The 12372-nt window shown below is 38.2% G+C and carries 14 protein-coding genes, 1 pseudogene and 1 riboswitch; of the genes and pseudogenes, 14 read left to right on the forward strand and 1 reads right to left on the reverse strand.

Annotation, left to right across the window (positions count from 1 at the left end; genetic code table 11):
- The 8 genes and pseudogenes from A5875_RS03690 to A5875_RS03725 form a co-directional block, all read left to right on the forward strand.
- Nucleotides 1-217: pseudogene (locus A5875_RS03690) on the forward strand (DNA-binding protein); the annotation flags it as partial.
- 113 nt (nucleotides 218-330) lie between these two features.
- On the forward strand, nucleotides 331-786 hold the full coding sequence (fur, locus tag A5875_RS03695) for a ferric iron uptake transcriptional regulator (RefSeq protein WP_010744609.1): 456 nt from the start codon (nucleotides 331-333) through the stop codon (nucleotides 784-786).
- A 112-nt stretch (nucleotides 787-898) separates the two neighbouring features.
- A complete protein-coding gene (gene xerD, locus A5875_RS03700; protein ID WP_088932358.1) occupies nucleotides 899-1789 on the forward strand; it encodes a site-specific tyrosine recombinase XerD in 891 nt (296 codons plus the stop codon).
- Nucleotides 1790-1803: 14 nt separating this feature from the next.
- The gene (locus tag A5875_RS03705) at nucleotides 1804-2169 is read left to right on the forward strand and encodes a GNAT family N-acetyltransferase (protein ID WP_088932359.1); all 366 of its coding nucleotides are present in this window, start codon (nucleotides 1804-1806) and stop codon (nucleotides 2167-2169) included.
- 1 nt (nucleotide 2170) lies between these two features.
- Complete coding sequence (locus tag A5875_RS03710; protein ID WP_088932360.1) at nucleotides 2171-2917, forward strand: segregation/condensation protein A; 747 nt, start codon at nucleotides 2171-2173, stop codon at nucleotides 2915-2917.
- Complete coding sequence (gene scpB, locus A5875_RS03715; RefSeq protein ID WP_088932361.1) at nucleotides 2914-3495, forward strand: SMC-Scp complex subunit ScpB; 582 nt, start codon at nucleotides 2914-2916, stop codon at nucleotides 3493-3495. The genes A5875_RS03710 and scpB overlap by 4 nt, the downstream gene beginning before the upstream one ends.
- A complete protein-coding gene (locus A5875_RS03720) occupies nucleotides 3495-4211 on the forward strand; it encodes a pseudouridine synthase (protein WP_088932362.1) in 717 nt (238 codons plus the stop codon). The genes scpB and A5875_RS03720 overlap by 1 nt, the downstream gene beginning before the upstream one ends.
- A gap of 69 nt (nucleotides 4212-4280) precedes the next feature.
- Nucleotides 4281-4399, forward strand: a riboswitch (FMN riboswitch).
- A gap of 122 nt (nucleotides 4400-4521) precedes the next feature.
- Nucleotides 4522-5115, forward strand: a complete 594-nt coding sequence (locus A5875_RS03725; RefSeq protein WP_088932363.1) for an ECF transporter S component — start codon at nucleotides 4522-4524, stop codon at nucleotides 5113-5115.
- A gap of 56 nt (nucleotides 5116-5171) precedes the next feature.
- Here A5875_RS03725 and A5875_RS03730 read toward each other — a convergent pair whose 3' ends face one another.
- Nucleotides 5172-5387 (reverse strand): ferredoxin, encoded by a 216-nt coding sequence (locus A5875_RS03730; protein WP_088932364.1) that lies wholly within the window; start codon nucleotides 5385-5387, stop codon nucleotides 5172-5174.
- 28 nt (nucleotides 5388-5415) lie between these two features.
- Between A5875_RS03730 and A5875_RS03735 the strand changes: the two genes are divergently transcribed.
- From A5875_RS03735 to der, 6 genes are all read left to right on the forward strand, one after another.
- Nucleotides 5416-6402, forward strand: a complete 987-nt coding sequence (locus A5875_RS03735) for a helix-turn-helix domain-containing protein (protein WP_088932365.1) — start codon at nucleotides 5416-5418, stop codon at nucleotides 6400-6402.
- Complete coding sequence (locus A5875_RS03740) at nucleotides 6393-7784, forward strand: RecQ family ATP-dependent DNA helicase (protein ID WP_088932366.1); 1392 nt, start codon at nucleotides 6393-6395, stop codon at nucleotides 7782-7784. Before A5875_RS03735 ends, A5875_RS03740 begins: the two co-directional genes overlap by 10 nt.
- Before the next feature lie 68 nt (nucleotides 7785-7852).
- Nucleotides 7853-8503, forward strand: coding sequence for a LysM peptidoglycan-binding domain-containing protein (locus A5875_RS03745; protein ID WP_088932367.1), 651 nt, complete (start codon nucleotides 7853-7855; stop codon nucleotides 8501-8503).
- A 60-nt stretch (nucleotides 8504-8563) separates the two neighbouring features.
- On the forward strand, nucleotides 8564-9235 hold the full coding sequence (gene cmk / locus A5875_RS03750; RefSeq protein ID WP_088932368.1) for a (d)CMP kinase: 672 nt from the start codon (nucleotides 8564-8566) through the stop codon (nucleotides 9233-9235).
- A gap of 146 nt (nucleotides 9236-9381) precedes the next feature.
- Nucleotides 9382-10602 (forward strand): 30S ribosomal protein S1, encoded by a 1221-nt coding sequence (gene rpsA / locus A5875_RS03755; protein WP_088932369.1) that lies wholly within the window; start codon nucleotides 9382-9384, stop codon nucleotides 10600-10602.
- A gap of 462 nt (nucleotides 10603-11064) precedes the next feature.
- On the forward strand, nucleotides 11065-12372 hold a 1308-nt coding region (gene der, locus A5875_RS03760), incomplete at its 3' end, for a ribosome biogenesis GTPase Der (protein WP_088932370.1).

The following is a 12372-nucleotide window of genomic DNA, read 5'->3' on the forward strand; positions in this document are numbered from 1 at the left end:
TCGCAGTCATGAAATGATCAGTGATGATGCTGCAATGATTTTAACAATGTTGGAAAGAAATACGGACCATAAATTACCTTATTGGGATAAGTCTGCTCCTGAAGAAATCAAAGAAGCATTCGGCATCAGCAAAGGTCAATTTAAGCGTGCGATTGGTCACTTATTGAAAGAGAAGTTGATTGAACAAACTGAAGGTGAGATTCGTTTAAAAAGCTAATTGAGAATGTCCTTGCATAAATAAAGGTGATAAACTATAATAATTCTAAGAAAAACAGTAGAGTTTTCGCTGCTTGTTTATAATTATTATAAAATAGATAGAGGAGGGTTCTCTTGAACGCAATCCTAGCCTTACAAAAAACAAAAAAGCAACTTCATGATTCTGGATTCAAGTTGACGCCCCAGCGTGAAGCAACCGTTCTCGTTTTATTGGAAAATGAAAAAGACCATTTATCAGCCGAAGAAATTTATTTTTTAGTGAAAAAGAAAAGCCCTGAAATCGGCTTAGCAACTGTGTATCGTACTTTAGAAATTTTAACCGAACTGCACATCGTCAATAAGATTAGTTTTGATGATGGATTGGCGCGTTATGATCTACGAAAAGAAGGTGCCGAGCATTTTCATCATCACCTTTTGTGCCTCGAATGTGGGAATATCGAAGAAATTGAAGAAGATCTTTTAGGCGATGTGGAACGAGTAGTAGAATCACGTTATCACTTTTTAGTAAAAGACCATCGTTTGACTTTTCATGGTATTTGTCAGAGTTGCCAAGAGAAGAAAGATGCGTAAATTTTTTAGCTAAATTGGATTAAGTTATAATTAATTTATATAGTCCCTTGCAAAGATACGTGCTATCATTTCAAGGGACTTTTTGTTATGATAAAGCGAAAGTGGTGAAAACATGGATGAACAAATAACGGAATATTTACATTACTTATCGATTGAACGTGGTCTTTCAGAAAATACACGTATCAGTTACCAAAGGGACTTGCAGCAATACTTGTCCTTTTTGACTGATCAAGGTGTGTCCGAATGGCAGGCGGTTGATCGTTATATGGTTGTGTCTTTTTTGACAAATTTAACTGAAGCCGGTAAAGCATCTACTACGATTACGCGAATGATTTCTAGTTTGCGTCGTTTTCATCAATTTTTACGCCAAGAACGTTACACGGACCACGATCCAATGCAGCATATTGATAGTCCAAAGAAGGCCCAAAAGCTTCCCCAAACACTTTCATTAGCAGAAGTAGAGCGTTTGATTGCTACGCCAGATACCACGACTGATTTAGGAATTCGTGATCGTGCAATTTTGGAAGTGATGTATGCCACTGGACTAAGGGTAAGTGAACTTATTGGACTAAGACTTGGGGATATCCATTTGGAAATGGGGCTCTTGCAAACTGTCGGTAAGGGTGATAAAGAGCGGATCGTTCCATTAGGAGATTATGCGATTCATTGGCTAGAACGTTATCTGGCAGAAGTTAGGCCCATATTAACTAAAAAGACACCAAATGAAACATTTTTATTCGTTAATAATCATGGTCACGGACTGAGCCGACAAGGTATATGGAAGAATCTGAAACAATATGTTATCAAAGCAGAGATCATGAAGGATGTTACACCTCATACTTTGCGGCATAGTTTTGCGACACATTTACTTGAAAACGGAGCGGATTTGCGAACGGTTCAAGAACTTCTAGGTCATGCTGATATATCTACAACACAGATTTATACTCATATCACTAAACGGCGAATGACCGAAGTGTATAAAGAGTTTTTTCCGCGTGCTTAACAGGAGGAGAAAGAATGCTTACTCAATATCGAAAAAATCAGCGAAAAATTGCGATGGGGCTTTTAAGTTTTCATGAAAGTTTAAAAGATCAACAACATTTACTAAAAGAAATCGATACATATGAAGGCGATGATCGTTACCAACTGTATTGCTACTATGATGACAATTCTGACAACGTACAAGGTGTAGTCGGTGTGAGTCAGTTAGAGGATCAGGAAATTGTACTTCACGATATCAGTTTGAACCCTTCTTATCGAGGAGAAGGGATTAGCATTACTATGATGGATGAGTTGCAAGCGATGTATCCAAATCAAAAAATTATTGGAACACCTGCTACCTCCGCCTTTTTAGCAAAATGGCAAGAACATAAGCGAGGATAAGATGGAAACAATTAGTTTAAAATTAGACGTTTTTGAGGGTCCGCTTGATCTTCTGCTGCATTTAATCCAACAATTGGAGATCGATATTTATGATATTCCAATTGCAGAAGTGACAGAGCAATATATGAATTTTATTCACGCCATGAAAACCTTAGAATTAGAGGTGGCTGGGGAGTACTTAGTTATGGCAGCAACCCTTATGTCAATTAAGAGTCAAATGCTGTTGCCAAAGCCAGAGCTAGAATTTGATTGTGATGATGAAGAAGGTGAAGACCCTCGGGAAGCCTTGGTTCAACAGCTTTTGGAGTATCGCAAGTACAAATATGCGGCTTCTGTCTTATCTGAGAAAGAACAAGAAAGAAGCTTGTTTTATACCAAAGCTCCGATGGATCTTTCTGAATATGAAGACGAAATTTTACCATTACCAAAAAATCAATTAAATACGATCGATCTTTTTTTAGCACTACATGACGTATTGCAACGTAAAAAAAGAAATAAACCGATTGAAACAACAGTTACTACTGAGACAATCACTGTTGATCAAAAAGTAAATGAAATTGGTCAACGACTGGCAAAATTATCTGAGTCTGAGGGCTTGCCATTAGAGTCTTTTTTTGTGCAATATACGAAAGATGAAATGATTACGACCTTCATGGCTCTTTTGGAATTAATGAAAAAGGGGCAAGCTTCGGCAACTCAGGAAGAAACATATGCACCAATCTTGATATTTAAAGGAGCCGTTGTATGAATCAATTAAGTCAAATTGAAGCGATGCTTTTTGTGGTGGGAGAAGAAGGAATCAGTTTAGAGGAAATGGCCTTCACTTTAAAAAGACCCATGCCGGAAATATATCAGAATATTATTGATCTAAAAGATTCTTATGAGAATAATGAAGCTTCTGCGCTTACTCTTTTAGAAGTGGGCAATCACTTTGTGTTAAGTACAAAAAAAGAATTTGCTCCATTGTTAAAAGAATTTGCTCGGTCCCCAATGGCTAATCGTCTGAGTCAGGCAGCTTTGGAGACACTCTCAATTATTGCCTATAAGCAGCCTGTGACGCGATCAGAAATTGATGAGCTTCGTGGTGTTCAATCCAGCGGTGCAGTGCAAACGCTGGTGGCACGGCAATTAATTGAGGATAAAGGACGCGTAGATGGTCCAGGACGGGCGATTTTGTATGGAACAAGCGATTACTTCATGGATTATTTTGGGCTGAAAGACATGGAAGAACTACCGGATGTCCAAAAGATGGAAGAAGATTTAGCGGATGAGGATGAGCCTTTGGACTTGTTTTATGACCGTTTTAAAGAAGAGGATGAACAATAATGGAAAGATTACAAAAGGTTATTGCCCATGCAGGGATTGCATCGCGTCGTAAAGCCGAGGAATATATTACTGGTGGACGGGTGAAAGTAAATGGCGAAGTTGTTAAGGAGTTAGGAACAAAGGTAGGCAAGAAAGATATTGTCGAGGTCGATGGTGTGCCGATTTATCAAGAGGAGCCGGTGTATTATTTATTTTATAAACCTCGTGGAGTTATCTCCGCTGTGGCCGATGACAAAAATCGAAAAGTCGTGACAGATTATTTTTCGGCTGTACCTGAAAGGATTTACCCAGTCGGACGATTAGATTATGATACATCTGGTATTTTACTTTTAACCAATGATGGAGATTTTTCACAACGATTAGCTCATCCTAAGCATCAAATTGATAAGGTTTATGTGGCGAAGGTGAAAGGCTATGCAGAAAAAAGGAATCTTTTTCCTTTAACAAAGGGGATTCGTATCGAAGGAAAGAAGACAGCACCTGCCCGGTTTGAAATCCTTTCGACTGATAAGAAGTCTGAAACGAGTATTGTGGAGTTAACAATCCATGAAGGCCGAAATCATCAAGTTAAAAATATGTTGGCAGCAGTTGGTTTTCCTGTTCAAAAATTAAAGCGAGAACGCTATGGCGATCTGACCTTACAAGGCTTGCGGCCAGGTGAATATCGTCGTTTAAGCACAAAAGAAATCAATACGCTGTTAAACCAATCAAGATAGTCAAAGTCATTTACTTGTTTTTTGATAGTAAAATTGTTATAGTGAATTTACAATAAAAAATAATTTAAGGTTCGTCTTCAGGGGCAGGGTGAAAATCCCGACCGGCGGTAATAGTCCGCGAACTGCGCAAGCAGCCGAATCGGTGTAATTCCGATACCGACAGTACAGTCTGGATAAAGAAGATAGAGCTTATTTGGGTGAGTCTGTATTCAAGTAACTCTATGCTTTTTCTGAAGCATAGAGTTTTTTTTTGCGGTGAAGCAACACTCAAATAGTTCGATGAAGATGATTCCGAAACGGAGGATTTCATATGAAGAACTTAAAGTTACAAAAAATGACAGCAGTAGCAGTGGCAGCAGCAATGGGATTAATTTTACAATTTATTGCTTTTCCGATTGTTCCAATGTTTCCTTTTTTAAAGCTAGATTTTAGCGATATTCCGGTCTTAATAAACATGTTTATCTTTGGACCGTTAACAGGGATTGCAACTGCATTTATTCGTTCATTGCTCCATTTAACCATGAGCGGTTTTTCCTTTGATAACATGATTGGGGATTTTGCCAGCTTCTTTGCATCAACTTTATATACATTACCGATTTTCTTGATGTTTAGAAAAAAGACCACTTCAAGAAGAGTATTGGGTCTTGGATTAGGCATTCTAGCGATGACATTGTTTATGAGCATTGCAAATTATTTTGTGATCACACCGCTTTACTTAAAAGCCTTTGGACTTTCCGCTGGTCAGATGTTAGGAATGGGATTAGGCCGCTATATATTAGTAGGAATCGTTCCGTTTAATATACTTAAAGGAATAGTCGTCAGTTCGGTGTTCTTAGTATTACATGCAAAATTATTGCCTTGGTTAACAAAAAAGACACTGACTTCACAGCATCATTCAGTATAATTTGGTAAGTCAAAAATCTCAGACAAAACGTCTGAGATTTTTTTTGCAGATGTGTGTTATGATGATTTCTGATATAAGATGGCATGAGAAGGACAGCGCTTGGCAGATTGAACAACGGCTGCTTGTTGATCTTCAGGAATAAATTCGTGTGTCGCATCAGGCTCACCCACAAAAAGTACGAGGCCATCATCTGTATAATCAAAAATTTCTGGCGCGATCGTTTGGCATAAACCACAAGCGATACAACGCTCAGGAATGATTTCGCATTTCATTTTTTCACCTTCCACAGGAGATTTTACTATGACATTTTTTATTTTAACGTTATTTCAGACGGGCTACAAGTTAAGAACCTCTACCTTATATCATTTATTAGTAGGCAAGAGGACTAGTTCCGTTTTACTTCATGGTTTTTTTTACAAAAATTTGGCTTTTTTAGGTGCGTTGCCAAATTTGAAGGAAGAAATGTTTCAAAAAGAGCTACAGCGATTGATTGATCTTCAATTGATTTTAGTTGAAGAAGGCTTTGGAGAGCTAACATCAAAAGGGAAAAAAGTATTATCGAAGGAGACTTTTGGCTTAACTGGCTTAAATAATCTACGTTACGGCCGGATGCGAGAGAATTCGTGGCAGCTGGTCTTATTTGCAGTGCAAGTTGTCAGTAATTTATCTTTTAATGAAAAAAACTATCTTCCAATCGAAAATAGGCCCTACTATCTGCAGCAAATAAAAAATTGGTTGGCACACTCAGAAACTAATCTGTTGGAGAAGTTTCAACAAGAATTAGTAATTATTTTTCAAACTTTGGCACAAGAGGAAGCAGACTTTTTAGTAAACCAATTTTCTGGCTTTGGTTTTCAAGGTAAAACCGCCTTTCAGCTGATTCCTGAGAAATGGCAGGAATCTCCGTGGAATCTGCTTTATCGCCAGAAGGTAATTGATTTGTTTTTAGCACGTGTTCAGGGCGGCGAACTATCAAGATTATTATCAAATTTGGATCAGCAAAACATTAATCAAAGCATGTTGAAGACGAAAGAGTTCTTTTTAGCAGGAAAGACAATCGATGAGATTTTAGCATTGCGCCATTTAAAACAAGGTACTATTAATGATCACTTTATTGAATGGGCATTAATGGATGAAAAATTTCCTTTTGAAAAATTTGAGAAAATCGATTTTACTACTTTGGATGAAAACAAAGTAGTAAATGCACATTATCAAGATTACGAAGTATCCTATTTAAATTTCCGTTTGTCACAAATCTATTATTTGAGGGAAAATCAATGGAACTAACAGAGTTGCTAAAAACAAAATTTAATTATGATCAATTTCGTCCTGGGCAACAGGAAATCATCGAGACGCTTTTAAAAGGGAATTCGGTGCTGGGAATGCTGCCGACAGGAACTGGGAAGTCTTTGTGTTATCAACTGCCGGGATATTTACTTGAGGGGACAGTAATTGTGATTTCACCATTAATCTCTTTAATGGAAGATCAGGTAGCGCAATTGCAGCGTCTAGGCGAAAAGCGTGCTGTTTCCTTAAACAGTTTACTCTCATCTTGGGAAAAACAATGGGTCCTAAACGAAGCACATAAATATAAGTTTATCTTTATGAGTCCAGAAATGTTTTTGACACCTAATGTTCAAAAAACATTACAGGCAATGAAATTATCTTTTGTTGTGGTTGATGAGGCCCATTGCATTTCTCAGTGGGGAATTGATTTTCGACCAGAATATTTGAAACTGGCTGAAGGAATAAAGAATGTGGGCGTATCTTTAATTCTAGCGTTGACCGCTACAGCAACTAGAGCGGTTCGTCAAGATATACAGCAATTATTATTTGATGATAAAGCACAAGAGTTTGTTTATTCTGTTGATCGACCCAATATTAGTTTTTTTGTTTATCAGGAGGATAAGAATAAAAAATTACAAGGGCTGGTCGAATCGTTAAACGGGTCAGGCATTATTTATTGTGCTACAAGAAAAAAAGTTGAAGAATTGTATCATGCGCTTAAACAAAAACATGCTGTTGCTTATTATCACGGAGGGCTCAGTGGACAAGAAAGACGTATGCTGCAGCAGCAGTTTTTAGCTGGAGACTTGCAGCTGCTAATCGCGACCAATGCATTTGGAATGGGGATTAACAAAGACAATATTCGATTCGTCATTCATTATGATCTACCCGACTCGCCAGAAAATTACCTGCAAGAGGTTGGGCGTGCGGGCAGAGACGGCCGACCTAGTCAGGCGATTCTGCTTTACGAAGAAGGGGATGAGTATATCCATCATTTCTTGCAAGAGCAGACGAATCAATCAAAAAAATTATTTGAAATCAAACAAAAAATGAACGATTTGGTATTTGAAGATCCGTTAATAAAAAAATGGGAGCAGTTTTTTCCTAATCAAGAATCACGCTTGCTAGATTTGTTAAGTCAACGTGGAACAACAAAGAAGCTGCAATTACAAAAGATGATGGATTATATTTCAACAACGAATTGTCGTCGAGAATTTTTAGTGTCCTATTTTGATGAGACGCTTTCTGATAAGAATCCAAACTGTTGTGATAATGATGGTGCTAATTTAGCAGTCAAAACTAGTCAAAAGCTGGTGCTTGAAACATCGTTTCATTGGCAAAAGATATTTCAAAAAATTTTTAAAAATGATGTGAAAGATTGAAAATTGCCGCATATTTTTTTAGAGCTATGGTATAATACATGGCGATAGCATTTAGGAGGTTAGAGAAATTGAGTAGAAAAGATCGCTATAACGATACGAACAACGAACCGTGGGATCAACATATTTACGAATCTGATAGTGAAGAAGAAACTTATTCACGCAGCCAGTCTCGTCGTAGTGGTGGTGGTAACAAAGGTGGCGGAAATACAAAATTCTTGACGATTCTAGTCGCATTATTGTTAGCCCTTATTTTGATTCCAGCTGGTGCTTTTTTCTGGATTACTCGTGGAAATGATAAACCAGCGGCCTCTCCTGAGAGTACGACTCAGGTATCTAAGGTTTCATCAACAGAAAAATCAAGCACCCAAGAAAGCAGCACTGAAGAAAGTACCGCTACAACAGATTCAGAAGCAAATCAACAAGAGCAACAACAAGCTGCAGATCAGCAAGCACAACAAGCGGCTGCAGAATCTCAAGCTGCCGCACAATCTCAAGCAGCAGAAGCATCACGGTCTGCCGCAGTAGCCGCACAGCAAACAACACCTTCTTCAGACACAACGAATGATCCAAACGCACAATATGGTACGGTTCAATCGGGCGAAGGTCCACAACAAATCGCTGGGCGCTATGGTTTAAGCGTAGATGATTTCTTAAGACTTAATGGAATGGATAGAAGCAATTTCTATTTTGATCCAGGTCAACAAGTGCGTATTAAATAATTTGAATACTTTGCCGTAATCGCTAGCGATTACGGCTTATTTATTGAAAAGAGGCAGAACATGGAAAAAATTTCAATTGCAATCGATGGTCCGGCATCTTCAGGAAAGAGTACAGTGGCTAAGATCTTAGCCAGCGACTTTAATTTTATTTATGTCGATACTGGCGCGATGTATCGCGCTATTACTTTTTTAGCAATCAAGCATCAAGTAGCTTTTTCGAATGAGAAAGCTTTAGTAGATTTGACAAGAAAATATCCGATTACCTTCAAGCAATCTGCTCGTGGACAATTAGTATTTGCAGATGGTGAAGAAATTACCCAAGCGATTCGACAGCCAGATGTAACCGCGGCTGTTTCGGAAGTATCCGCTCATGGGGAAGTACGAGCAGAGCTGGTTGAAGCGCAGCGTCAATTGGCCGAAGCCGGGGGAGTCGTGATGGATGGACGAGATATTGGTACAACTGTCTTACCAAAAGCGCAAGTAAAAATCTTTCTGGTAGCAAGTGTCGAAGAACGAGCCCAACGTCGCTACAAAGAAAATCAAGAAAAAGGAATCGAGATGGATTTTGAAGCAATCAAAGAGGCCATCGCAAAACGTGATTATCTGGATTCACATCGTGAGGTTTCACCGCTTGTTCAAGCTGCTGATGCAGAATTGGTTGATACGACTGGAATGTCGATTGAACAGGTAGTAACGAAGATTAAAGAGGTTATTTACTCAAAAGGTTTCTAAATTTCAGCTAAAATCGATAAATAAAGCGAATTTCTTTCAAATTTTTAGAAAAAAAGAAGAAATCGCTTTATTTTTCATGTGGATTATTCTAAAATAGAACATGTAGTGTATTTTACGCAGAATTGTTGGTAAGGAGGACAAACGACATGACAGAATTAGAACAAAATTCGATGGAAAACGAAAATGTTTCCATGGAAGCAGCAATGGAAAGTGTGCATGAAGTTCAAGTTGGCGATATTGTTAAAGGTGAGGTGCTCGCCTTAGAGGATAAACAAGTTATCGTTGGTATTGAAGGTGCAGGAGTAGAAGGTGTAGTTCCTGCCAAAGAACTTTCAACATTACCTGTTGAAGATATCAATGAAGAAGTCAAGGTTGGCGATATTCTTGATTTAGTCGTTATCTCTTCTATCGGAAAAGACAAAGAAAATGGTAGTTATCTCCTTTCTAAACGTCGCTTAGATGCGAAGAAAGTTTGGGAAGATATTGAAAAAGAATTCAAAGATGGGAAAATTATCGAAGCACCGGTAACTAGTAGCGTCAAAGGTGGTTTAGTTGTTGACGTGGGTGTACGTGGTTTTGTACCTGCATCAATGATTGATGATCATTTTGTTGATGATTTTTCAGTCTACACTGGAAAAACATTAAAATTCAAAATTATTGAAATCGAACCTTCAGAGAATCGTTTGATTCTATCTCATAAAGCAGTTGTCGAAGCTGAAAAGGCTGAGAAGAAAAAAGAAATTCTAGCTGATCTATATGAAGGTCAAGTAATCAAAGGCCAAGTTGCTCGTTTAACAGACTTTGGTGCTTTCATTGATCTTGGCGGAATTGACGGATTGGTTCACGTGTCAGAGATTTCTCATAGTCATGTGGCGAAACCAGCAGATGTTTTGAATGTAGGCGATGAAGTAGAAGTTCAAGTACTTTCTGTTGATCCAGAGAAGGAACGTATCTCATTGTCAATTAAAGCAAATCTGCCTGGACCTTGGACAGATATTGAAGAAAAAGCGGCACCAGGTTCCGTACTTGAAGGAACAGTGAAACGCTTGACTAGCTTCGGAGCATTTGTTGAGATCTTCCCTGGCGTAGAGGGATTGGTTCACATTTCTCAAATTTCACATAAACATATCGCAACACCACATGAAGTTTTACATGAAGGTGATCAAGTACAAGTGAAAGTTTTGGAAGTGCATCCTGAAGATCATCGTGTGGCTCTTTCAATCAAAGCTTTGGAAGAAAAACCTGAAGAAGCGAAGGCAGAACCTGTTGAAGAGGAATCCTATGAATTACCTGAAGAAAACACTGGTTTTACTATGGGCGATATTTTAGGTGACGCTTTAAGTGATGACTCAGAGGATAAAGAGTAATTAATACATCTAAAGGTGTGCGTAAGCACGCCTTTTTTTTCGTCTAAATTTATTGGAGAAAATGGTGTGCTTTACTGAAGCATTGAGTAAAATAGGAACAACAAAGTGTAACTTTATCATTATTTAATAGATGAAAGCGGATCCTTCTCTTGCAAGAAGGAGCTTTCTTGGTTAAACTAAGGAGAATTTGAAAAAAGAATGCAGCCGCTAGTTCTACTTCTTGCTTTTTTAAGATTAGTAGAAGGGTATGTAATTGAATCTAAAATAGATTTTGTGGAAATTTATTAAAATAATTTGAAATTACCCTAGTTTTTTATTATACGTTTTTGGTGGATGTGATAGTAGATCAACTACTTTCAAACGAATATCGAACGTAGTTACCAAAAGGATAGATACTATGAGCATCGGGCTCATTTTTTTTGAAAAAAATTTAATTCATTAATAGGAACGGGGAGTAAATTTATGTCAAATCCTACAATTGCAATCGTTGGTCGTCCGAATGTCGGAAAATCAACATTGTTTAATCGAATCGCAGGTGAACGTATTTCGATCGTAGAAGATACGCCAGGCGTTACTCGGGATCGAATCTATGCAAAAGGCGAATGGTTGGATCATGAGTTTTCAATCATTGATACTGGTGGAATTGATATCGGCGACGAGCCATTTATGGAGCAAATCAAGCAGCAAGCGCAAATCGCGATTGATGAAGCAGATGTCATTTTGCTTGTAGCAAGCGGAAAAGAAGGGGTCACTGATGCTGATGAAGCAGTGGCGAAGATTTTGTATCGTAGCAAAAAACCAATTATTCTAATGGTAAATAAAGTCGATAATCCTGAAATGCGCAATGATATTTATGAATTTTATTCATTAGGTTTGGGAGAACCCTATCCTGTTTCCGGTAGTCATGGACTAGGGCTTGGTGATGTGCTGGATGAGGCGGTCAAGCATTTCCCTGATGATAATGAAGACGATGAGGACCAATCGATTAAGTTTAGCTTGATCGGTCGACCAAATGTTGGGAAATCTTCATTGATCAATGCTATTTTAGGAGAAGATCGAGTAATCGTATCAGATATTGAAGGCACTACTCGAGATGCAATTGATACGAAATTTGTTGGTGAAAACGGTCAAGAATTTACAATGATCGATACGGCTGGAATGCGAAAACGTGGAAAAGTTTACGAAAACACAGAAAAGTATTCCGTGATGCGTGCAATGCGCGCGATTGATCGTTCTGATGTTGTTCTTGTGGTTTTAAACGGCGAAGAAGGAATCCGTGAACAAGACAAGCGAATTGCTGGTTATGCGCATGAAGCTGGTCGTGGTGTGATTATCGTGGTTAATAAATGGGATCTAGTCAAAAAGGATACCAATACCATGAAGAAATTTGAAGAGGAAATTCGTGATGAGTTTGCTTATTTGGATTACGCACCAATCGTATTCGTTTCAGCAATGACGAAACAACGATTGAATAAAATTCCAACAATAATCGAAGAAGTCAGCATGAATCAAAATTTAAGAATTCCTTCTTCTGTTTTGAATGATATTATCATGGACGCAGTAGCGATCAATCCAACACCTACTGATAAAGGAAAGCGATTGAAGATTTTCTATGCTACTCAAGTTGCGGTTAAGCCGCCGACATTTGTAGTATTTGTTAATGAAGAAGAGCTGATGCATTTTTCATACGCACGATTTTTAGAAAATCAAATTCGAAAAGCGTTTGAATTTGAGGGAACTCCGATAAAAATAATTGCTCGCAGAAGAAAA

This window comes from Enterococcus sp. 3H8_DIV0648 (assembly GCF_002140655.1).
Lineage (GTDB): Bacteria > Bacillota > Bacilli > Lactobacillales > Enterococcaceae > Enterococcus_A > Enterococcus_A hulanensis.

Excerpts from the sequence above, each read along its gene's own strand:
- cmk (WP_088932368.1), top strand. The coding sequence starts at position 8,564 with ATGGAAAAAATTTCAATTGCAATCGATGGTCCGGCATCTTCAGGAAAG.
- scpB (WP_088932361.1), top strand. The coding sequence starts at position 2,914 with ATGAATCAATTAAGTCAAATTGAAGCGATGCTTTTTGTGGTGGGAGAA.
- A5875_RS03720 (WP_088932362.1), top strand. The coding sequence starts at position 3,495 with ATGGAAAGATTACAAAAGGTTATTGCCCATGCAGGGATTGCATCGCGT.
- A5875_RS03725 (WP_088932363.1), top strand. The coding sequence starts at position 4,522 with ATGAAGAACTTAAAGTTACAAAAAATGACAGCAGTAGCAGTGGCAGCA.
- rpsA (WP_088932369.1), top strand. The coding sequence starts at position 9,382 with ATGACAGAATTAGAACAAAATTCGATGGAAAACGAAAATGTTTCCATG.
- A5875_RS03740 (WP_088932366.1), top strand. The coding sequence starts at position 6,393 with ATGGAACTAACAGAGTTGCTAAAAACAAAATTTAATTATGATCAATTT.
- xerD (WP_088932358.1), top strand. The coding sequence starts at position 899 with ATGGATGAACAAATAACGGAATATTTACATTACTTATCGATTGAACGT.
- A5875_RS03705 (WP_088932359.1), top strand. The coding sequence starts at position 1,804 with ATGCTTACTCAATATCGAAAAAATCAGCGAAAAATTGCGATGGGGCTT.
- A5875_RS03735 (WP_088932365.1), top strand. The coding sequence starts at position 5,416 with ATGACATTTTTTATTTTAACGTTATTTCAGACGGGCTACAAGTTAAGA.
- A5875_RS03730 (WP_088932364.1), bottom strand. The coding sequence starts at position 5,387 with ATGAAATGCGAAATCATTCCTGAGCGTTGTATCGCTTGTGGTTTATGC.
- A5875_RS03710 (WP_088932360.1), top strand. The coding sequence starts at position 2,171 with ATGGAAACAATTAGTTTAAAATTAGACGTTTTTGAGGGTCCGCTTGAT.